General features: G+C 45.2%; 21 protein-coding genes and 3 pseudogenes. 16 read left to right on the top strand and 8 right to left on the bottom strand.

What is annotated here, in order from left to right:
• Positions 1 to 130: 130 nt before the first annotated feature.
• From satP to VY86_RS23080, 6 genes and pseudogenes are all read left to right on the top strand, one after another.
• Positions 131 to 703 carry an acetate uptake transporter gene (gene satP / locus VY86_RS04985; RefSeq protein WP_046974148.1) on the top strand — a complete coding sequence of 191 codons (573 nt, stop codon included), beginning with the start codon at positions 131 to 133 and terminating at the stop codon, positions 701 to 703.
• An 86-nt stretch (positions 704 to 789) separates the two neighbouring features.
• Positions 790 to 942: pseudogene (locus tag VY86_RS26660) on the top strand (IS110 family transposase); the annotation flags it as partial.
• A gap of 653 nt (positions 943 to 1,595) precedes the next feature.
• Positions 1,596 to 1,688: a hypothetical protein gene (locus VY86_RS25660; protein WP_228939859.1), complete on the top strand. Its 93-nt coding sequence runs from the start codon at positions 1,596 to 1,598 to the stop codon at positions 1,686 to 1,688.
• Positions 1,689 to 2,288, top strand: a complete 600-nt coding sequence (locus VY86_RS04990) for a GNAT family N-acetyltransferase (protein WP_046974149.1) — start codon at positions 1,689 to 1,691, stop codon at positions 2,286 to 2,288. It abuts the gene before it with no gap.
• Between the two features lie 45 nt (positions 2,289 to 2,333).
• Positions 2,334 to 3,626: a hypothetical protein gene (locus tag VY86_RS04995; RefSeq protein WP_228939858.1), complete on the top strand. Its 1,293-nt coding sequence runs from the start codon at positions 2,334 to 2,336 to the stop codon at positions 3,624 to 3,626.
• 74 nt (positions 3,627 to 3,700) lie between these two features.
• A pseudogene (locus VY86_RS23080) lies at positions 3,701 to 4,319 on the top strand (Tn3 family transposase); the annotation flags it as partial.
• Here the strand turns inward: VY86_RS23080 and galK are convergent.
• Together galK and VY86_RS05010 are read right to left on the bottom strand one after the other, a co-directional pair.
• Positions 4,314 to 5,477: a galactokinase gene (gene galK / locus VY86_RS05005; RefSeq protein ID WP_046974151.1), complete on the bottom strand. Its 1,164-nt coding sequence runs from the start codon at positions 5,475 to 5,477 to the stop codon at positions 4,314 to 4,316. The pseudogene VY86_RS23080 and the gene galK overlap by 6 nt on opposite strands.
• 66 nt (positions 5,478 to 5,543) lie before the next feature.
• Complete coding sequence (locus VY86_RS05010) at positions 5,544 to 6,599, bottom strand: UDP-glucose--hexose-1-phosphate uridylyltransferase (protein ID WP_046976719.1); 1,056 nt, start codon at positions 6,597 to 6,599, stop codon at positions 5,544 to 5,546.
• A 362-nt stretch (positions 6,600 to 6,961) separates the two neighbouring features.
• On the opposite strand from VY86_RS05010, the gene xreR1 reads away from it, so the two are divergent.
• A complete protein-coding gene (gene xreR1 / locus VY86_RS05015) occupies positions 6,962 to 7,189 on the top strand; it encodes a cell morphology transcriptional regulator XreR1 (RefSeq protein WP_071880985.1) in 228 nt (75 codons plus the stop codon).
• Positions 7,190 to 7,360: 171 nt separating this feature from the next.
• Here xreR1 and xreR2 read toward each other — a convergent pair whose 3' ends face one another.
• Positions 7,361 to 7,570, bottom strand: a complete 210-nt coding sequence (gene xreR2 / locus VY86_RS05020) for a cell morphology transcriptional regulator XreR2 (protein WP_021324689.1) — start codon at positions 7,568 to 7,570, stop codon at positions 7,361 to 7,363.
• 148 nt (positions 7,571 to 7,718) lie between these two features.
• Here xreR2 and VY86_RS05025 point away from each other — a divergent pair, with 148 nt between their 5' ends.
• Positions 7,719 to 7,955, top strand: a complete 237-nt coding sequence (locus tag VY86_RS05025) for a helix-turn-helix domain-containing protein (protein ID WP_071880986.1) — start codon at positions 7,719 to 7,721, stop codon at positions 7,953 to 7,955.
• Positions 7,956 to 8,188: 233 nt separating this feature from the next.
• Here VY86_RS05025 and VY86_RS05030 read toward each other — a convergent pair whose 3' ends face one another.
• Positions 8,189 to 9,385, bottom strand: a complete 1,197-nt coding sequence (locus VY86_RS05030) for an aspartyl protease family protein (protein ID WP_046974154.1) — start codon at positions 9,383 to 9,385, stop codon at positions 8,189 to 8,191.
• 199 nt (positions 9,386 to 9,584) lie between these two features.
• On the opposite strand from VY86_RS05030, the gene VY86_RS25665 reads away from it, so the two are divergent.
• Positions 9,585 to 9,761 (top strand): hypothetical protein, encoded by a 177-nt coding sequence (locus VY86_RS25665; protein ID WP_228939856.1) that lies wholly within the window; start codon positions 9,585 to 9,587, stop codon positions 9,759 to 9,761.
• Between the two features lie 110 nt (positions 9,762 to 9,871).
• On the opposite strand, the gene uriH is transcribed toward VY86_RS25665, so the two are convergent.
• Positions 9,872 to 10,822 (bottom strand): uridine-preferring nucleoside hydrolase UriH, encoded by a 951-nt coding sequence (uriH, locus tag VY86_RS05035; protein WP_046974155.1) that lies wholly within the window; start codon positions 10,820 to 10,822, stop codon positions 9,872 to 9,874.
• Between the two features lie 265 nt (positions 10,823 to 11,087).
• Between uriH and VY86_RS05040 the strand changes: the two genes are divergently transcribed.
• From VY86_RS05040 to VY86_RS05055, 4 genes are all read left to right on the top strand, one after another.
• A complete protein-coding gene (locus tag VY86_RS05040; RefSeq protein WP_046976720.1) occupies positions 11,088 to 11,843 on the top strand; it encodes a response regulator transcription factor in 756 nt (251 codons plus the stop codon).
• A 108-nt stretch (positions 11,844 to 11,951) separates the two neighbouring features.
• Positions 11,952 to 13,253: an NAD(P)/FAD-dependent oxidoreductase gene (locus tag VY86_RS05045; RefSeq protein ID WP_046974156.1), complete on the top strand. Its 1,302-nt coding sequence runs from the start codon at positions 11,952 to 11,954 to the stop codon at positions 13,251 to 13,253.
• 73 nt (positions 13,254 to 13,326) lie between these two features.
• Positions 13,327 to 13,695 carry a cupin domain-containing protein gene (locus tag VY86_RS05050; protein WP_021324684.1) on the top strand — a complete coding sequence of 123 codons (369 nt, stop codon included), beginning with the start codon at positions 13,327 to 13,329 and terminating at the stop codon, positions 13,693 to 13,695.
• Positions 13,696 to 13,728: 33 nt separating this feature from the next.
• On the top strand, positions 13,729 to 15,222 hold the full coding sequence (locus VY86_RS05055) for an aldehyde dehydrogenase family protein (RefSeq protein ID WP_046974157.1): 1,494 nt from the start codon (positions 13,729 to 13,731) through the stop codon (positions 15,220 to 15,222).
• A 13-nt stretch (positions 15,223 to 15,235) separates the two neighbouring features.
• On the opposite strand, the pseudogene VY86_RS24520 reads toward VY86_RS05055, so the two are convergent.
• Positions 15,236 to 15,607 (bottom strand): annotated as a pseudogene (locus VY86_RS24520) (DUF4172 domain-containing protein).
• 554 nt (positions 15,608 to 16,161) lie between these two features.
• On the opposite strand from VY86_RS24520, the gene VY86_RS05060 reads away from it, so the two are divergent.
• From VY86_RS05060 to VY86_RS05070, 3 genes are read left to right on the top strand one after another with little or no spacing between them, the layout of a single operon-like run.
• A complete protein-coding gene (locus VY86_RS05060; RefSeq protein ID WP_046974158.1) occupies positions 16,162 to 16,587 on the top strand; it encodes a DcrB-related protein in 426 nt (141 codons plus the stop codon).
• A gap of 12 nt (positions 16,588 to 16,599) precedes the next feature.
• Positions 16,600 to 20,838 (top strand): RHS repeat-associated core domain-containing protein, encoded by a 4,239-nt coding sequence (locus tag VY86_RS05065; protein WP_158019911.1) that lies wholly within the window; start codon positions 16,600 to 16,602, stop codon positions 20,836 to 20,838.
• Between the two features lies 1 nt (position 20,839).
• On the top strand, positions 20,840 to 21,163 hold the full coding sequence (locus tag VY86_RS05070) for a hypothetical protein (RefSeq protein WP_046974159.1): 324 nt from the start codon (positions 20,840 to 20,842) through the stop codon (positions 21,161 to 21,163).
• Positions 21,164 to 21,289: 126 nt separating this feature from the next.
• Here the strand turns inward: VY86_RS05070 and VY86_RS05075 are convergent, their stop codons facing one another.
• Both VY86_RS05075 and VY86_RS05080 read right to left on the bottom strand, forming a co-directional pair.
• On the bottom strand, positions 21,290 to 21,610 hold the full coding sequence (locus VY86_RS05075) for a SymE family type I addiction module toxin (protein ID WP_046974160.1): 321 nt from the start codon (positions 21,608 to 21,610) through the stop codon (positions 21,290 to 21,292).
• A gap of 73 nt (positions 21,611 to 21,683) precedes the next feature.
• Entirely contained in the window at positions 21,684 to 22,088 is a 405-nt protein-coding gene (locus VY86_RS05080) for a helix-turn-helix domain-containing protein (RefSeq protein ID WP_046974161.1), read from the bottom strand.
• Positions 22,089 to 22,149 lie beyond the last annotated feature (61 nt).

The following is a 22,149-nucleotide window of genomic DNA, read 5'->3' on the forward strand; positions in this document are numbered from 1 at the left end:
CATCATCAAGGGGGGAAGTGAAAAAAAACCTTTTTATTATTTCACAGGTCATTGTTTCCTTGCTGACAGATCATTATGATTCGCCCCCTTTGCTATTTATTACTTTCTACACGATTTTTTCAGAGGACTTATGAGCACTAATCAGTTGGCAAATCCCGGCCCTTTAGGGTTGATGGGTTTCGGCATGACAACCATTCTGCTTAACCTGCACAACGCAGGTTTCTTTCCACTGGCATCAGTTATCCTGAGCATGGGCATTTTTTATGGTGGTCTGGCCCAAATACTGGCGGGGCTTTTTGAATATAAGAAAGGCAATACTTTTGCCGCAACGGCTTTCACCTCTTATGGGCTGTTTTGGCTCAGTCTGGTCGGGTTATTGTTTCTGCCAAAAATAGGACTGGCAGAAACCACCAGCAGTCAGTATTTGGCGGTATACCTTGGTTTGTGGGGTGTTTTTACTCTGTTTATGTTCTTTGGCACCTTCAAAACTAACCGCGTACTCCAGTTTATCTTTGGTGGCCTGACACTGTTATTCGCTTTGTTAACCATTGGCAACTTTACCGGAAACACTGCCCTTCTGACGATTGCCGGTTATGAAGGAATAATTTGTGGCGCCACCGCATTTTATCTGGCAATGGCGGAAGTACTGAATGAACAGTATGGCCGCACTATTCTGCCTATCGGCGAGATAAAACAGTCATAAATCGCAGGTTGGAAGCGGGAAGGTTCTTCCATTCCTGCTTTCAGTCCAGTAGAGCGTATTGCCATCTTAAAGCACCTGCCATTTCATTACCTATAGGAGAATGTAATGGGTTACAACGCGGGTTAAAAGGCGTGATAACCCGCAGTGGATTCAATAAAGTAGCGGTGGCTCTGGCAAATAAAAATGCTCGAATTGCGTGGGCTCTGGTTAATCAACTGTCGCTTTATGAACTACGATGAGTTATCAGTATGATGTCAATATGTAATAGAAGTCCATAAGTTGATGTACTGACAGGTAAAACCGACTCTCTGTGAACCTGGTAAATAGCCCAGTCTATCGAGACTGTTGAAATAATGAGGGCAGAGAGTGCGGATTTTCATCCGGGTTCATTGAAGCCGGATATATGTTTGCGACTACGTTGTCAGAAAATTTTATTCACCCACTTGAATTGAGTCGGTGTCCATATAAACTATTTATTACTTTTTAACGAAAAAACTATTGTGAATTTAATTTATTATTTAATAATTCTTTTAAGGTGGTAAATTTATTTACTGATAAAATTTATTTTATTAAATAACCTTTCATAATAGTGCTACAGTTTGTTCGCTTGATTGATATTTGAACAATTGAAGCTTGATACTCGGTAGGCCGCACCAATTCATGCTTCTACTATGAAGAGCTCTCAGCCCTTGCGGCACAAGGCATTATGTAATGACCTACAATTTTGAATTCTTAATTTAGCACAGCGAGTTGCAATGTTGGTGATTTCTTGCAGCACTGCTTAGTTGCCGAAGGAATATTAGATGTTGCCATAGAGCCAATTGTAGCTCCTTAGGATGTAGCGGCACTCGTCCCAATCGTCGAAGAAGCTGGTGGAATATGCACCGACCTAATGGGTCAATCTGTTCTAACGAACAAAGGAGTGGGAATCGTGTCCACCAGTCAGACTCTGCACAAACATGTAATTGATATATTTGGAGAGTAAATGAACATGATCGTCCGGGAATCTAAAGAAATATCAGAAATACAATTGGTGCGTTGTGTACAGACGCTGACACGCGCTTTCGATGGATACTCCTTAATGCGGCATTTCCTCGCTGAAGATGATCACCAGCAACGAGTACGGCGCTATCAAGAGACTTTTCTTAGAAAGGTAGGTATGACAGTAGGTCACGTATGGGCTGCCGATGATGGAGCCGCTGTATCAATATGGACGGCACCCGATATTGAAGACGCAGAGGCAACTTTTGTTCCTCTATCTATCGAATTCGGAAAAATAGCAGGAAAGAGAGAAAAGGTAATGCGGGCGTCTGAATCTATCATGGCTAAAGAACGACCCAATTTTCCATGCTGGTTCCTAGGTGCAGTAGCAGTGGATCCAGATTACCAGGGGAAAGGGTTAGGCCGTGCTGTTATTGAACCCGGCCTTGAGAGAGCCGAGCGTGAGGGATTCCCTGTATTTCTTGAAACTTCCGATGACAAAAACGTAAAGATCTATGAGCGTTTGGGATTCGAGGTGACAGCAGCATACCAACTCCCCTTTGGGGGTCCTATGACGTATGCGATGATAAAGCGGGGGATATAGCAATGACCTCGCTTGTCATTCTATGTCATTCTGAGGAACGATATCTTGTTCGCTGAAGATGCTCCTATGGCCACACCAACCAACTTTAACATAAACCTCAATGAGCCATGCGGATGGCACAACACTGAGAAGTTAACAGTTGCGTATCTGTCCTGCGATCAATCTGCCTTAGTTCTTGCGAAGGGTTTTCAAAGTCTACGATCTGCTTCTATGCGCAGCTTCGCGTCCTGGGACGAAATAGCAAAATGGCGTAACAATCATTTAGCTACACACGATCATCTCGTGGTAGTTTCTATTGATAAAAAAGCATCAATGAAAGATTTGTCATTACTCAACGACTTAACTGGATTCATTGTTGCAAGTTCTTTAGAACTAGGGACATTTATCCTCGCGAAGACAGTTGCTTATAGTTGTATGCAAGAAGGTGAAGATATCTGCTTTGCCCCCGTTCATAATGGCACAGAAATGCGTCAGGCTGCTGGGCAGAAGATTTTACCTGCAGATAGTGAAGAACTCACCAATTGGTCTGATTTTATCTGTGGAACTGAAACTATTGTGAGTGTTATCGGACACACCAGCGAAGATTACATTCGCCTCAGCAGTAATGAACTTATTTGTGGACGAATAACTGTTCAGTCACCTTCTGTATGTGGGAAACGACTACCGACTTGCATGGTAAACAACGATTGTTTTCTTCCCGATTTGAAGCGGTTAACCGCCAATGTAATACCAGGGCGTGTCTTTTTCGCCAACGCATGCCTTACACTTAAGGTCGGTAAAGATGGGATATTCGATGGAGATGACTCGTATACAATCTCGCAGAGATTCCTAGAGGGTAATGCAGCAGTGTATGTTGCAAGTCCTTTTCTAAAGGATGGTCGTATCGAAGAGAATTTGGTGTTTCACGGACTTATGGGAGCAGGGATGACCGTAGGCCAGACCGTTCGGGAATTAAACAGAGTTCTTCCTGCTTGGGGATTGGAAGTGGGCAAGGTCATGATTCTGGGAGACCCAAGCCTTAAAACCAGCTCTAAAAGTGCTCCTGAAAGCATAACCGGATACAAAAAAGGCCTAGTATTCGGAATACGAGATCAGGCCTCCAATCTATCCGACGAATTGTGTTACCTAAACGGCGCGCCAAAAAGGGCGTCAGTTGCTGGGTTCATTCTGAGCTCAAGTATTTCTGGAAGCCCTTGTGCTATCCTTGATTGCAATGTTAACCATCTTAACTTCAGTGAACTGACAATTGCAAAGCGAGAGCAATCACCAGAGCAGGTATTATCTTCGATCAGAAAACTTAACATAGCTTTTGGCGGGGTAGCCAAGTGTGATATTTAGTAGTGTGTGAGATCTCTGACTTCGACCTGACAGAGCATTTTTAAGCCTTCATTTTCTCAACAAGGGTCTCATACAGCCTTAATCTGAAAGAAATCGAGTCGCACTGGACTGATGTGCTTCGTCTGGCCACGTCGATCAGACAAGGGACAGTTACTGCATCCCTGATGCAGAAGAAGCTGGCCAACTATCCAAAGCAGAATGGCCTGGCAAAGGCATTGAGGGAAATCGGCAGAATAGAAAGAACATTATTCATGCTGGACTGGTTTCGCGATCCGGCGCTACACCGCCGGGTGCAAGCTGGCCTGAATAAAGGTGAGGCCCGAAATGCGCTTGCCCGTGCTGTCTTTATGCATAGGCTGGACGGAAATCAGGGACAGGGGACTGGAAAATCAGAGTTACCATGCCAGTGGGCTGACGTTGCTCACTGCTGCGATCACACTGTGGAATACGGTCTACATGGAAAGAACTGTCGATTCCCTGAAGCGCAAAGGTATCGAGATCAATGATCAACTGTTATCCCATCTTTCTCCGTTAGGTTGGGAGCATATCAATCTGACAGGCGATTATATCTGGCAAAGCAATCGTAAACCTGCGTCAGGGAAGTTCCGTCGTCTACGTCCGGCCAAGGTCGAAAAGTACAAAAAAACAGGCTTAACGTACAATAATTTCCGCTCTCCAAGCCGACCTCTATAGGGTTTCAACCAGACTCGCACCATCCGTAGCCTGACACACATAAATGGTTTCTTTCAGACCTGTCGATGCAAAATAGTGCTGTTCTACCGCGGCCTTAACAGCATCAACCCACGCTTGTGGCACTAAAGCAACCACACAACCGCCAAATCCCCCTCCTGTCATTCTTACCCCACCCTGTTTACCGATAACTTGCTTCACAATATCAACCAAGATATCAATTTCAAATACAGTAATTTCAAAGTCATCACGCATTGACTGATGTGATTGTGTCATGAGTTCTGCTATTAATGGCATATCACCTCCTGCCATTAACGCTTTTGCTGCCAAAAGTGTACGCTCATTTTCTGTGATCACATGGCGTGCACGTTTAGCGACTACCCCATCAAGCTCAGAAATACGCTTTTCAAACTCATCTATTGTCACATCACGCAAAGCTTTAACACCAAATAATGCCGCTGCTTGCTCACATTGAGTCCGGCGAATATTGTATTCACTGCCAACCAATTCCCGTTTCTTATTCGAGTTAATAATAATAACTGCTATATCTTTTGGCATAGACACAGCCTGAATAGTTAAATATCGGCAATCAATTAATAACGCATAATTATTTTTCCCTTCTGCTGAAATTAATTGATCCATAATGCCGCAATGACAGCCCACAAATTCATTTTCTGCTTGCTGTCCATTTAACGCAATTTCTGTTTGACTAATGGTTAAGTGGTAAAGGGTTTTAAATGTTTGACCAATAGCCGTTTCCAATGCGGCCGATGAGCTTAATCCCGCGCCCTGCGGTATATTTCCAGTCACTACAATATCTGCCCCTTTAAATGCATACCCACGACGGAGCAGATACTTCACAACCCCTCGAATATAATTCACCCACATTTTACTTTCGTGAAATATAATAGGTTGACTGATATCAAATTCATCTAATTGATTACCATAATCAACTGAAACAATACGAATAATATTGTCCTGCCGTTTCGCCGCAGCAACCACAACTTGGTAATTAATAGCACATGGTAATACGAAGCCATCATTATAATCAGTATGTTCTCCAATCAAATTAACCCGACCTGGCGCTTGAATAATATGCGTCGGTGTATAATGGAATACTGAATTAAAAATATCTTTAGCGCAATTAATTAAAGTTTTCATCACGTTATTCTCAAATATAGCGTTAACCGCACGATACTTTCAATGAAATATCGCCACCGGGTATAATCACTTTTGCTCTTTATAATGCACATCACCCAAAGCACGCAGAATTTGAGCTGCTTGCTCTGCGGTTAAATCACGCTGCGTTTCAGCAAACATTTCATAGCCCACCATGAATTTTCGCACGGTAGCAGACCGCAATAATGGCGGATAGAAAAGTGCGTGTAATTGCCAATGTTCAATATCTGTATCTTGTTCAAAAAACGGGGCAAAATGCCAGCCCATAGAATAAGGAAAAGAACTTTGAAATAAATTGTCATAACGACTGGTGAGCTTTTTAAGTGCGACCGCTAAATCACCCCGTTGTTCATCTGTTAATTCATTCATACGACGAACATGAACTTTAGGTAACAACATGGTTTCATAGGGCCATGCTGCCCAATAAGGCACAACCGCTAACCAATGCATGGTATTAACCACGACTCGCTCACCATCAGCTAATTCAGCCTGAGCATAATCCACCAGTAAGTTAGAATTATGTTCCTGGTAATAGGCTCGCAACTGTTTATCTTTACGCTCAATTTCATTTGGCAAAAAACTATTTGCCCAGATTTGCCCATGCGGGTGAGGCTGAGAACACCCCATTGTTTCTCCCTTATTCTCAAATAATTGCACCCAGAGATACTCTTTACCCAATATTTCAATTTGTTCATTCCAGGTCTCAATTAATTGACGAATTTGTTCAACAGACAATTCAGGCAATGTTTTACCATGATCAGGAGAAAAACAGATCACTCGGCTTAATCCCCGTACTCCTTGCGTTTTAAATAGAGGGTGATGCGATTGTGGTACATCAGGCGAATCTGGTATTAAAGCCGAAAAATCATTATTGAAAACAAACGTTGCTTGATAAGCAGGATTTTGCTCACCGGAAATACGCACGTTTGATGGACAAAGGAAACATTGCTCATCATAGTTTGGGATATCGTCTATTAATGACGGCTCATCTTGCCCACTCCACGGCCGCTTCACCCGATGGGGAGAGACCAAAACCCATTGTCCGGTTAGAGGATTATAACGACGATGGGGATGTTCAACAGGATTAAATTCAATCTTAGACATAACAGTCTCGACTTTATTTATATTTTCCAACATCATTTGTGAAAATATTTGTTAATACTTGGACTGACCGCAGTGTAACAATGGGCCTCAATACCAATCTGAGATATCAATCACGCATACGAATAAAAGCAAGTATCAAGAGTTGTATTTAATGATGACCTTGTGACTCTAAATTGCATCCCAACCAAATGGTAACGTTTACAATACAATAACAAATAAACCCATCATTTCTTCTTTGTCAAATCCTCTTTGGTAGCACAATGACCAATGATGCCCTGTAAATCATATTAGTGGCACGACTTATAGGAAAGCGTGACTCATAGTCCGTGGTTTGATAAGTAACATCGTTCGATACTTATCGGATGAAAAAGCCTAATACAATAAAATCAATTTTTGGACAAAGAGTTAGATATATCAGAGTAACATCTGGTATGTCTCAGGAAGCTTTTGCTGATAAATGTGGGCTTGATCGTACTTATATCAGCGGTATTGAACGTGGAGTCAGGAATCCCACGCTTGAAGTTATCAATGTCATCGCAAATGGTTTGCAGATCGAGTTGAAAGATCTGTTTGATTTTAGTGCGGAATAAAAGAGTTAACTGGTTTTATTCTCACATCATTTTATTACCTTTTTGTTTCATCATTTCCTTCTGGAAGATTTTATTTTTTTGACATATTCATCATTATCTCAACGAGTGACATAAAACATGTTGAAGTAGCTCATCTCGTTGATGAGCTACGCCATTTTGCTCTACAGCCACTTACCTTGTGTACCTCGAAGGCCATATCTCGGCAGGATCGCAATCTAAAGCATCTGCAATGAGCCGCTGCCCTTTGGGCCAACGGCGTTGCAAGGTATTGGCAAGGGTCGATGAGGCTAATCCTGCCTTTCTTGAAACTGCTGCTAACGATGTTCCTCGTTTTTTTAGTGCTGCGATAATGTCTGCTGGGTGCCAGTCCTGATTTTTCATCCTTAATCCTCCACGTTACGGATAACTTTGATATGAAAAGATAAATCGTTACATAGTAGACTATAAGTCACATATGATAACATAACTTACCGAGAAAAGTGACTTATAGTCCGTGGTCTGATAAGTAACATAATTCGATACTTATTAGATGAAAAAGCCAAATGCTGTAAAATCCCTGTTTGGACAAAGAGTTAGGCATCTCAGACAATCGTCTGGAATGTCTCAGGAAGCCTTTGCCGATAAATGTGGAATTGACCGTACCTATATCAGTGGCATTGAGCGGGGGATCAGAAATCCTACGCTTGAAATCATCAATATCATTGCAAGTGGTTTGCAGATTGAGTTGACAGAGTTGTTTGATTTCAGTACAAAACTAAAAAGCTAGCCGTACCTTTCCCCTGATTTCTTAGGCATTTTCTTATTTGTTTTTTGTTAGAGTGAATTACAGTGTCAACCCTCAATGAAATTGAGCAAATAGGTTAACAATGACCGGTAAGTGCGATTGAGGAAATGTCACTTAAATTGCATAAAGGTATAAATCAGGAAGCCAGAATAAACAATCAACTGAGGAATAGTTTATAAAGGGAGAATCAAGTTCTCCCTTTATAAATGGCGTGATTAAATATTAATGACTTGTTGGGTGCCATTCCGCTCAATTCTTATTGTCAGTTTACCCGATGGTGTTTCTGATAATTGATTGCGAAGATAGGTTATATCCTCAGGGAGGACTTTCTGGCTGTTAACTTCCAACACAACATCACCGTTTTTTAATCCAAATTTTTCAATATCTTTTGGCTCGTTGTAAAATATCTCTACTTTATTATTAAAATAACGAACTGCAATCGTGCGCAGTAATTTACTGTCATAACGAGTGAAGTTCTTGGCGTTAAAACAGAGTAACATTTTATTGGGGATAAATAGATAGTCATCAAAACGAGAGAGGAAGCTCATACCAAGATAATATTGGTCGTTTTTATTTTCGCTGACTCTCAGACGACCAACAGGCAGTTGTTGTAAATAAAAGCCGTCAATCAGGTACTCTTTCCCACTAGCAAGCCCGCTGGCGGAGGCGTATTTAACATTGGTTTCTTCAGAAATTTTATCTTTATGATCTTTTTTCAGATATTCAATAAATTCTTGAGAAACATAGCTATAATCAGCTCCGGTATCTATGTTGAAAATGACATTAGAAACCTGGATTGCAGGAGATTTCCCATAGCTGTCACTGTAAGGTTCACATTGCTGATAATTCAGGATTGAAGGTGCATGGCGCCATACTGTCAGGGTATGGTTCAAATTATTCACCTCCCAGTTTAATTGGCGGAAAGTATCAATTCCAAGGATGCCATCCAGCTTCTGACCAATGGATTGATTGAAAAGATTCATATCAATGCCAATCCAGGGATCAGAAGCCGGCACGCTATAATTACCAATGGTAATAGCAAGGGGTTGCCATAATGTCAGCTCATCTTTGTGTAATCGCTTTTCACTGGTTGTAATTAATCCATCGGATAACATATGGTGGAATGTCACCGGTATGTTTGATTCTGGCGTGATTTGGGTCAGTGTTTTAGCCAGTTCATTGTCGATGAAGGTATAACTGGCCCCGGTATCCAGCAGAAATTGATATTTTTTACCGGAGATCGTGACAGGAACTATGATCGTGGTAGGTTGATGGATATTTAGTTTAGCAGAGAGTACCGGCTTATTTTCTTCGGGAATATGGCGTTTTTCTATATGACTACAGCCGGTGAGCAGTGTCAGCAAACCAGCGGTAATAAGTGCCCGGCAGGTTATTTTGCCCTGTTTTTTCATAGGATTGGATTCCTTTTCTGTGGTGTGGAAGATGAAAGTCTATGGTTCAGTAAAAGTTCAACATGGTGCAATGGAAGTAAATAAGATGTAGCGGCATGACGTGGGATAAGCGCGTGTTGCCAATACAGGTTAACTTTGTTTCGAATATTATTATCCGCTTTTTTACTACAACCAAAGGTAAACAACCACATCATTATACTTGGTTGACATAAAATTCAGCCAGTTACTGTATAGTCACGAATACGGTGCTGTGGATTCCAGCTTGGTGATGGTGAACACGATTAATGAGATGGAATATTCCGCTATCAAGCAACAAATCGTTCTTGAATTGTTTGAACGTGGTATTCATGATCTGGAAAAATGCTCGTGGATTTAGATTATGGCGTCTGGCTCACCGATATTCACGGTTTTAAGGTAGCGTTGAAAGCCGTTTAGTATTAAATAACGGCTTTAATTATGATCTTATACCTGAAATGATTTTCCACCTTAATTGCAGGTATCGCCAATGTTGCTCAACGCATCAATGATCAATTGCCAGAATCGCTGTTGATCCAATTTGACTGCAACTTGGGTGTGGCAATCTTCTGGTAGCGGAAGACGGAAATCCACCACGGTCATACCGACGGTTAAAGTGCCGTTCAGTTCAATATTGACCGGCACTTTTTGTGTCGTCATCACCGTAGGGTCGATTACATAAGCGACAGCACAAGGATCATGTATTGGAGGGCAATTGAAGCCGTGTCTCTCCTGATAACTTTTGCCGTAGAACTCCAGCATGTCCACGACAAACCGGGAAGCGTTGGTATTGATACGTGAAATCGCCTTCGTGATTTCTGGTGTGGCTCGTGCCTGATGTGTCAGATCCAGGCCAACCATTGTCAGCGGCCATTTTTCATTGAAAACAATATGTGCTGCTTCTGGATCAACTTTGATATTGAATTCTGCAACTGCACTTCTGTTAGCCGTGTGATATCCGCCTCCCATTAAGACAACTTCTTTTACCCGCTCGACGATCTGTGGTGCTTTACGGACAGCGAGAGCAATATTGGTCAGACTGCCGACAGGAACCAGTGTTACTGTTTTGGGGGGATGAGACATGATGGTATCAATGATCAGATCCGTCGCGTGACGGGGATCAAGCGTCCGTGAGTGTTTCGGGAGTTTCACGCCTCCCAGACCCGATTCGCCGTGAATATCCGGTGCAGTTTCGAGATCACGGACCAATGGGCGATGACAGCCTGCGGCAAAGGGCACCCCGTTAATACCGGCAATATGCGCTATCGCCAGCGCGTTGCGAGTGACTTTATCCAATGTCTGATTACCGGCAACAGTGGTGACGGCTAATAGCTCAATATCAGGATTGCCATGTGCCAGTAACATCGCAATCGCGTCATCATGTCCCGGATCGCAATCAAGAATAATTTTCTTGGTGGTCATTTTTACTCCTTACTAGAAAAAGTGATATAAAAAATGAGAATAATCCAGTTAAAAAATCTATTCCGTGATGAGATCTTAGGTCTGCGTGAGGGTTCTCATAAATAATTAATAAAATGCTTCATAATTGTGATTTTATTGGCATATAAACAACAATTGAGTTGTATAACCAGTTTAAGTGTGATTCTTATATAGTTTCGCTATGGAATTGGCGGGCAATATCTACTTCGGATTTATTGTTAATTTCTTAATAATTGCGAGGGCTGGAATGGATATTCATGTGGATAGATTGTCAGCAGTAATTGAATCTGTGGCAACCAGTGAATTTTATCCTAATCTACTTAACTGGTTGGAACAATTTATTCCCTTTGATAACGCCATTGTCTATGCCTTCGAGCAAGGCGCGCCTCCGCGTTGTTTAAGTAAAGCAGAGAAGAAGAACAGCGATGCGGTAAACCAGATTTATCAACAGGGTGCTTATCTGCAAGATCCTTTCTATCAGGCTTTGGTAAAGGGTGCTGAGACTGATCTGCTTACCTTACGGGAACTCGTTCCTACTGGATTTTATCATACTGATTACTATCTGAATTTTTATCGTAAAACCGGCTGGCGGGATGAAGCGGGCGTTTTGCTGAAACTCTCTCCTCAAAGGCAGCTTGGCCTGTTTTTTGGTAATGAAAATCAGCCATTTTTCATACAAAAACAGCACCAGAAAAACCTGAGAACAGCGCTGGAAATTATTCGCAGTGTCGCCCGGTTACATGGTGGAATGATGCAGCAAGCCTCTTCTGCCGACATGGTTTGTCTAGATACCCAGGCTCGTTATGCTTTGACGCCAAGAGAATGTGAGATTGTTGAATTGATATTGCAAGGTAAAGGATCTCCACAGATTGCTGAGAAACTGTTTATCAGTACTGGAACAGTGAAAAACCACCGGAAAAATATTTATCAAAAACTGCAAATCAGATCACAAGCAGAGCTGTTTAGCTTGTTTTTGACGCCTCCTGTGCGTTATTTCGCTTGAGTCACAATTGTTAATACAGTGTTGCAAATATCCCTAAAGGGACATGGTGATGTGACTTCGCACTACAGATAATCCGGTGATTATGTCAGATGCTAATTGGAGTATCACATGAACAATAATGTTGATTCATTAACTTATTATGCAACGACCAAGAAATATGATCTTCGTTTTCCGATATTAAAAGAAGATCTGGATGTGGATGTTGTCATTATCGGCGGTGGATTTTCCGGTATCAATACCGCGCTTGAACTGGCGGAAAAAGGCATCACCAATATTGCTATTCTGGAAGGGCGTCATCTTGGCTATGGTGGTACTGGCCGTAATGGTGGTCAGGTTATGGCGGGTATTGGTCATGATCTGGAAGTGATCAAGCGGCATGTTGGTGAAAAAGGGCTGGAGACGATCTTTAAGATCAGCAACCTCGGCGCGGGTATTATTCGTGATCGTATTGAGAAATATAACATTGATGCCGATCTCTGCCGTGGTTATGGTTATCTTGGCTTCAATAAGCGGCAGGAGAAAACGTTACGTGGCTGGCTGAAAGATTTCCAGGCGGTTTCTCCTGATGAAGAAATTGAGCTGTATACCGGCTCTGATGTGAAAAAGGTTGTGGGTTCTGATGTCTATACCTGTGCGTTGAAGCATATGGGCGGCGGGCATGTTCACTCCCTGAACCTGTTATTGGGTGAAGCTAAAGCCGCGACAGAACTTGGCGTAAAAATCTTTGAAAACAGCCAGGTGCTGAATGTTGAATATGGTTCTAGGGTGACAGTTCGTACCTCGATGGGATCTGTTCGCGCCAATAAAATGCTGTGGGCTTGTAACGGTTTCCTCAATGGCCTTGAGCCGTACATCTACAAGAAGACCATTAACACTTATGCCTTCCAGCTAATGACGGAAGAATTATCGGATGATTTGATCAAAAAAATCAGCCCGATCCGTGGTGCATACAGTGATATTCGTCCGGTTATCGATTACTACCGGGTGACTAACGAAAACCGCCTGTTGTTCGGCAGTACAACACCTTTAATTGAACACATTCCATCAGATCTGAAAGCCTGGAACCGTCATTTGATGCTGAAGGTTTTCCCTTATCTGAAAGATGTGAAAATTGAATTGGCATGGGGAGGACCATTGTGTTGCAGCGCCAACCTGTTCCCGCAAATCGGCTCTTTGCCGCAGCATAATAATGTGTTCTACGTGCAGGGATATTCCGGCTTTGGCGTAACGCCAAGCCATATCGTTTGTAAGGTCCTGGCGGAGGGGATAAGTGAAGGATCTGAGCGTTATAACCTGATGAGCTCAATTCCTCATGCGAACATTATTGGCAAAGATACGTTGAGACATCTGATGGTGTCGGCGGGCAAGATTTGGCATCAAACGTCAGGGTACTGGAAAGGCCGCCGTTAAGTTATCGAGATTTTCGGTATCAATAGCATTCACTGAACGATTTATAAATTCTTTTATTTGAAGCGAGAACATCATGATTAAATCACTTTTACTGAACAAATCACTGCCTGAACTGTTGGACATTGGTAGCGTAAGCAATCTGGGTTCTACCGTTGTGGAAGGTGATCCGCAGGCCAGTGTTGCAATGATATTTGGTGAACCGACTGATAACCTGACTTGCGGCATTTTCGCCTGTACCCGTGGAAAATTCAGTATGGTGTATCCGTTTGATGAGCACGCAACCGTCTCGGAAGGCTCGGTAAAACTGACCGATGTGAAAACTGGTGAGACAGTTGAATATCATCCGGGGGATTCCTGGTTTGCCGCGAAAGGAACTGAAGTGCTGTGGGAAGTGACCGCAGACCGTTTTGTGAAACATTATCTGGCTTGTGTTAAAGGTTAAAAAGCACCCGTTTGATCAGAGGTAAGTTAAGTAATGAGTGATATAACCCTGTTACAGCAGGTTACGGCCTTTCTGCAACGCAATCATGGTCATTATATTCATGGTCAGTTAGTCGATGGTCAGGGGAATGAAACATTTCCCGTGGTGAACCCTGCGACTGATGAAGTTATTGCGGCAGTGAATCAAGGCGGTGAAGCGGAAGTCAATGCGGCTATGCAAGCGGCACATGCTGCATTTCATGGTGTGTGGGCGCAAACTTCACCTATGGAGCGTGGTAACTGCCTGAATCGTCTGGCAGATTTATTACTGGCACATCGGGAAGAACTGGCGCAATTGGAAAGTGTTTGCTCTGGTAAAACTATCCAATTGTCCCGCATGCTGGAAATTGATTCTTCTGTTCAGTTCCTGCGTTATTTTGCCGGATGGTCAAGTAAGATCAGCGGTGAAACGCTGAATGTTTCTTTGCCCTCTTTTAAAGGTGAACAATATACGGCGTTTACCCGCCGTGAGCCGATTGGTGTTGTGGCAGGGATCATTCCGTGGAATTTCTCCATCATTGTTGCCATCTGGAAAATGGCGGCTGCACTGACCTGTGGTTGTACCATTGTGTTGAAACCAAGCGAATACACCCCACTGACAATGCTCAGGGTGGCTGAATTGGCAAAAGAAGCGGGTATTCCTGATGGTGTCATCAATGTGGTTAATGGTTCAGGCTCGGTATTAGGTCCTGCGCTGATAAATCATCCATTGTGTGCCAAAGTGACTTTCACCGGCTCTGTGCCAACCGGTATTGCTGTGGGTAAATCAGCGATGGAACAGGGATTGACTCGCGTTACGTTGGAGCTTGGTGGCAAAAACGGTGCGGCGTTTTTGCCAGATATGTCTGCTGAAAAGATTGTTGATGGTGTTCTGGAAGCGGGTTATCTCAATCAAGGGCAAATTTGTGCTGCGGCTGAACGTTTCTATATTCCTGCCGGCCGCATGGATGAAGTGCTGAAATTGTTGTCTGAAAGACTTGCTGCAATGAACATTGGTTCTCCGCTGGATGAATCAACGGAAATGGGACCGCTGGCGAACAAAGAGCACTATAACAAGATACTGTCCCTGTTTGATAAAGCCCGTCAGGAAGGCAGTGAAATTGTTTATGGCGGTTATGCTCTGGAAGGGCCTGGTTGCTTTGTAGCACCAACCGTTATTCGTGCTAACAGCCCGGAAGATTCGTTGATGAAGGAAGAGACATTTGGTCCTGTAGGCACTTTCCTCAGTTATAACGATGAGGAAGAGCTGATTGGGTTGATGAACAGCACGCCGTTTGGTTTAGCGGCGAGTTTGTGGACCAATGAGCTGAGCAAAGCTATGCGTATGATCCCGCGTATTGAAGCCGGGACTGTTTGGGTCAATATGCATACATTCCTTGATCCGGCATTACCGTTCGGTGGTACGAAATCTTCAGGTATTGGCCGTGAATTCGGCAGTGCTTTTATTGAGCACTATACTGAACTGAAATCGGTTATGGTCCGTTATTGATTTTATTTCTGAATTAGGAAAGGACGGCCCCTGAGCGGTAAAAGGGGCTATCAAGGGTGAGATCGGAGTCACTATTTTCTATCACATCAAGGGCGACTACTGTAAAGCCGTCACTCTTTTCTATTGTTGGATAAGGTTTTTCTTCCGTAATGCCTAATCTGTTTGCCAATGACGAACGTATAGAAGCCGCATTTAATCTTTCTCCTTCAATTTCGCTTGAATAGAGTATGCTGGATGAAGGCTATCAAGTGTTGCTTGCTTGGCATCTTCATCATCGGATTTGCCTACACAACCCTTGGGTAAAATGCGCATCTCGCAGTAATGGCACAATTGTGTCGGCATTCCAATGGAATTTAAGCCAGTTCGGTTGTTCCCATATCCACATTGGTTTCTCCTGTGAGTTGAATAAAAAGCTTATTTGGTTCAGATTGAGCTGAGGTTAATGAGATAGCCCATGATCCCTGATTTTTTTCAATATCATAAAAAATATAGAGTTAAGTCTTTCTGGTGGTTAATGCAAAGTCTATAAACCGAGTAAGGGAAATTTAGTTAATAAAATTTTAGTTACTTAATTCATTAAGACGGATTTTCAGCGAGATTATTGGCATTATTTTGTGATGTAAATCACGTTTTATTAAATTCATGGGGGATTAATTCGCCTAATCATCAAGACATCGCCGATTTTTTGTTATAACCTTTTGCCTGAATATTAAGCGGATAATATTATTGATTCTGTATCTTTATTAATGACTGAGAAGAGGATACCTCTCTACTCTGTTCAGTCGGTGTTATCAATTTAGGTTGTCTGCGACGGCGGTGGATTAACGGTGCTGATGCCAACGTTGTTACTTCATCAGCATTCGGCTAACTCACCTCACCGGACAAGCATGCTTAATGTATTAATAACATCACTTAATGATTAAATAAGACTAAAGAAAAATGGACAATCGCCCACGTTGTCGGTTCACTGAAGGCAGCATTTCGTTGCCGGAAGGCTATCAGGAACAGACCGTAAACATCATTATCGCTCCCGATGCACCCGCGCTGAATATCTCGCGTGATCAGTTAGTCGAAGGCGAAGATCTCTCCAGTTACCTCACCCGTCAGAAAGGTCTGCTGAAAAACGGTCTGCGCGACTGGCAATTATTGGAAGAACAGCCCGCGACGCTGGGCGATAACCTGCTGCAAGGCACGGCACTGCTCTCCCGTTATCGGCCCAAAAAGGGGCAGCAAGTTTATCAATATCAGGCGGTATTCCTGCTGGATGAGAAAAAAACGCTGATTTTCACCCTGTCATCCCAACAGGCGTTCACTGATGCTCAACGGCAGTGGCTGGATGACTGCCTGAACAGTTTCCACTTCTAGGGAGGGGGCGCGATGCCAGAAGCCGCACGGCTCGGAGACACGATAGGCCATTCCAGCGCCATGGCGGGATTGGTTGCAGGCACCGTCATCGGTTCATTAATTTCAGCCGCCGGGGGCATGCTCACGGGGGCCCTCTTTGTCGCCGGATTGGCCACATCCTGTATCGGGGTGGGCGTTTTGCTGATAGGCGCCGCCATTGTGGTGGGCATGGCGGCAGGATATTTAGGCGACATGGCGCGTGACGCCTGCGTTTCTGCGGGGGCCTCGTCGCGAAGTCCCTGCGGGGAAATCACCCGGGGCTCCCCCAATGTCTTTATCAACGGCAAACCCGCCGCCATCGCGACACGGAGTCAGGTGGAGTGCAGTAAAGAGGATGGCCTTCGCCAGATGGCGGAAGGCTCTGCTTCCGTTTTCATCAATGGCTATCCGGCGGTGCGGGTGGGAGACAAAACGGTCTGTGATGCGGCAGTAATGACCGGTTCGTCTAATGTCTTCATCGGCGGCGGGACGGCGCAGACGGCAAACATTGCGCCGGAAATCCCCAAATGGGCGTATACCGTTTCCGATTTAACAATGTTTGCGTCCGGGTTAATCAGTTTTGGTGGTGCAGCAGCTAAAGGCCCCGGAGCGTTGCAGAAGCTGTTCAGCAAGGTACCGGGCGCGGATAAAATCCGCAAAATCACCTGTCGGCTGGGGGCGCTTGCCGTGGCTATTCCTGTCGCGGGGATTCTTATGAACCCGGTGGAAGTCATTGCCGGTCAGAAATTCCTGAACGATGAGGATGAGCTGGACTTCGTTTTTGACGCTGAACTGCCGCTCTACTGGCAGCGTAGCTACCTGAGCCGTTATCAGTATGACAGTGTACTGGGTCAGGGCTGGAACCTGTTCTGGGAAAGCCATCTCACGCGCGTGGAAGGCGGATTACTTTGGCGTTCTCCTGCCGGGGATATCGTGCCATTTCCTGATGTGCCGGCAGGACATAGCTGTTTCTGCCCTGATGCCCAAAGCAACCTGGTACACACGCCGGAAAACACTTGGGAAATCCGTGACGCAGGCGAATTGGTTTATCACTATGCTGTGTTCGATGACGAGGGCATCAGCTGCCTGAGCCACATCCGCGATAATGTCGGCAACGAACAGCGCTTCCATTACAACGAACAGCATCAGCTGGTCACTATCACGGGCAGTGGCGGGCTTAACCTGCACTGCGATTACGTGATGATGGAAAACGATAACCAAACTGTCTCCCGTCTTACCGCCGTCTGGCGCGAACTGCACGACGGCCATCGTATTCAGCTTTGCCGCTACCATTATAATGAAAACACCCAACTGACGGGGGTCAGCCATCGTAACGACGCTCTCCAGCGACAATTCGGCTGGACAGAGCACGGCGTGATGGCATGGCATCAGGACGTGCGCGGCCTGCGCTGTGATTATAAGTGGGAGCAGACTGAAGAAGAGCTGTGGCGTGTGGTTGCTCAGCAAACCAGTGAAGGGGCGGGCTATCGGCTGGAATACGATAATGAGAACGCCACCCGCACGGCACACTGGCACGACGGCACCCGCACGGTTTGGCGCCTCAACGACGCGCACCACATCATTCACTGCCTCGACCGCAACGGCACGGAGCACCATATTCTGTGGGATGAATTTGGCCTGCCGAACGGCTACACCGATGCGGACGGCCACACCCGCCTGAGTGAATGGGACAAACACGGCCGCCAGCTAAGTTTCACTGATGCTAACGGCAACCAGACCGGCTGGCAGTACCAGAATGATACCGACCGGCTCACCTTTATCTTCTGGCCGGATGGCACCGAAACGGCATTGGCTTACGATGAATTTGGGCGGCTGGTGAGTGAAACCTCGCCACTGAAGCAAACCACCTGTTATCACTACGGCTTTAATAATACGGTACGTCCCTACAAAGTCACGGATGCCAAAGGCGGGGAAAGCCGTTTTATGTGGAATGGTCAGGGGCAGTTGATTCGCCACACCGACTGTTCCGACCAAAGCAGTACATGGCGCTACGACGATGAGAACCGACTGAGCCGCTTTACCAACGCGCTAATGGAAACGGTCAGTTATGACTATAACGATAACGGCCAGTTAATCCTCATCACCTATCCTGATGACTCCACGGAACACATGGCATGGGACAGCGCGGGTCAGCTTATCCATCACCAGCGCAATGAGAATGCGCCCCGCTTCTGGGAATACAATGCATCAGGTCAGGTGGTCTGTGCGACAGACCGTCTGCAACGTCAAATTCGCTATCAGTACAGCCCTGAAGGGCATCTGGTGAAAATTGAGAATGCCAACGATGGCCGCTATTTGCTGAATCGTGATGCCGAAGGGCGCTTAATCGAAGAAATCCGTCCCGACGACACCTTAATCCGGTACGAATACAACGCGGCGGGCTTGTTGAGCACCGAACGGCGCATGGGTGACCGCGTGTTCCAGTACCCGGAACGTCGGGTACACCAGCATTATGATGCGGCCGGTCAGTTGATTCAGCGGGAAACCTACACGGACACTTATCAGTACCGGTGGGACAACATGGGCAGGCTACTGGAGGCCAGTCGTGAACCGAACGACAACGGTAAACAACTGGGAATAGAGCCCAACACCGTGCGTTTTGGCTATGACGCGCAGGGGCGGGTCATTCGGGAGCAGACCGGCGACGACTGCCTCCAGTTCAGCTATGACGAACTGGATAACCTGACCGCTCTCACATTGCCGCAGGGCGGCACTTTAAGCTGGCTTTACTACGGTTCCGGCCATCTGAGTGCGATCCGGCATGAACAGAAACTCATTACTGAATTTGAGCGCGACCGGCTGCATCGAGAAACACGGCGTACGCAGGGCGGGCTGTTTCAGCTGCGCGATTATGATCCCCTGGGGCGCTGTACCCGCCAGTACAGCCTGCCGTTGACACAGGCCGATGCCGAGCCACTGCCCTATCTCAGCGAGGGTAAGCCGTGGCGGGCGTGGCTCTACGATCCCCAGGACGAATTGCAGGTGATGGAAGATCATTACCGGGGCACGATCGAATATCTTTATGACTCCGAAAGCCGCCTGAAAAAAGTGACGCATTGGGGCAGCGCTTATAATGATATGTTGTGGTATGACCGGGCGGATAACCTGCTGGAGCAACCGCAGGCGATACTCAAGCGTGAGGCGGAAGAGCGGGGATTTTCTAAGGCGATGGAGCCGCAGGGCGACCGCCTGAACCACTGGCGAGAATGGCGCTATGAACATGACCCACACGGCAACATAACCCGCCGGGAGGGCAGAATGCGCGAAACCCAGGATTACCGCTATGATGGCGACAACCGCCTGACCGTGGCGGTAATCGGCAACACCACGGCGCGTTATCATTATGATGCCCTTGGGCGGCGTATCCGCAAGGTGGTGAAGATCGGGATTGATGGACTGGCGCGTTATGAACAAACCGATTTTGTCTGGCATGGTCTGCGACTGTTGCAGGAGCGTGATGGGAAAAGCGGCGAAATGCAGACCTACTGTTACGAATCCCATGACAGCTACACCCCGCTGGCCAGCATCGTCACGAGAGGAACCATACACGATTACTTCTGGTATCACACCGATATCAACGGAGCGCCGCTGGAAGTGACGGACGAGGACGGCAAAATTGCGTGGGCGGGGAAATATAACGTTTTTGGTGAACTGGATGGCCCGCCGCTGGCTTACTTCACTGATCCAGCCCTGTCATCGAAGGGCTTTGGCTTCCGACAAAACCTGCGCTATGCAGGACAATACTTTGACAAAGAGACGGGGCTGCATTTTAATACTTATCGATTTTATGCCCCTGAAATAGGTCGGTTCATAACGCCCGACCCGATCGGGTTACGGGGCGGGCTGAACTTATACACGTATGCCCCTAATCCGATGATGTGGATCGATCCGTGGGGATTGGCTAAAGAGGATTGTACTAGGGTACGCCATTATACAAATCGAAAAGGTTCGAAAGCTATTGAAGAAAGTGGTGTTATTAAGGCTCAAGACAACAATCGAGTCTATGTTGAACCCGCAAAAAATAAACCGCTAAATCAGGTTGAAGCTGAAAATAAATATCAAATAGGTAGGGGAAAAGGTCGTGATTATGTTGAGACAGATGTACCTAATGATAAATTAGAATGGGTTCGTAATCCCCGTTATCATACGGATGAACTTACGATTAAAGGCGATGTTATACTTAAAAATCCAAAAGTAGTTCAAAGGAAATAATATGCTTAAAGATAATGAAGTAATAATGTTACCTGGAACGGATGCTATAAACATTTTATCAGAAGTAGAGTATATTCTCATTTCCTTAAGGAATATAGCTCGTTACTATTATGATGAGACAGATGGACATATCAGTAATGAAAGAAAAGCAGAATATTGTTCTGAAACAACTCGCTTTATTGATGAGAAAGAAATAACTTATCGATTAGCGAAAATCAGAGCCATCATGTCAGAAAAATTTAATAATGGTATTGGTGAGGATGACATGGATGATATTGAGAGAGAAATGGAAAAAATAAAATATTGGATAAAGCCTGGAGATTAATTGCTTGAAAAAATAATAATCTCTTACGAAATATTAGAGTTCGTTTGATGTTCTATTATTAGAAGCCGGAGAGACCTCTATAATCCCCGGCTTTATTGTTATTACCGTGGCAAATACCCGTATATATCAGCGTACTTTATAATCGCCAATCAGTTCCCGCATCCTCAGCTTAATTTCACTAAGCTGGTCTTGCTGGCGCTGGTACTGTTGCTTGATGGTGCGGGTGTCGTCACTGTCAGGGATCAGCACCAGACAACCATCCATAATTTTGACGGTCAGGGTGCAACCTTTATCGAACCCGGCGGCCTTAAGCCACTGCCCTTTCAGGTGGATCGCAGGCGGTGCTTTGGCCTTGTCATTTTGCGGCACATATCCCACGGTATAAAAACGCTCTGTTTTTGTTGCTTTATTTACGGCACGGTTTTGCCTAGAATGCGCCTTAGCCATAGTAACTACCTCTTTTAGTTGCTTGTGGTGAGCGGCGTTGGTGTGGTCTCAACACATCAGCGCCGCGCTATTTTTATCCCTCCGGTTCATCAACGGGCAACAGTGCCGACTCCATACGCTGCTTGGCGATCATGGCATCAATGATCTTGATAATTGTTTCCTGATCTTCCTGTGCCAGTTGCTCCAGAACCTGAAAACGCCTAAATAATCGAGAGTTAGCCAACGGTGAATCCTCAACAGGATTGCCTGTCAGCAGATAATCTACAGTGACCCCTAACACATCAGCCAGCTTAACCATCATCTCAGCGGGAGGTATGTTAAGTCCGCTCTCGTACTTGTTCAGTTGTTGAAAACGGATCTCAACTTTCCCAGCCAGTTCTTTCTGAGGCCATCCCTTCTGCTTACGTAGCGCCTTGAGACGTACCCCAAATTCTTTGCGGAGTTCAGCATTTTGCATAATCAAAAACTCTGTTTGCATAGTGACTCCGTTAGTGTAAGGGCTTGTCTGAATTAGGGGTTGCAAGTAACTCCTAAAAGGA

The sequence above is a fragment of the Photorhabdus thracensis genome (genome assembly GCF_001010285.1).
GTDB lineage: Bacteria > Pseudomonadota > Gammaproteobacteria > Enterobacterales > Enterobacteriaceae > Photorhabdus > Photorhabdus temperata.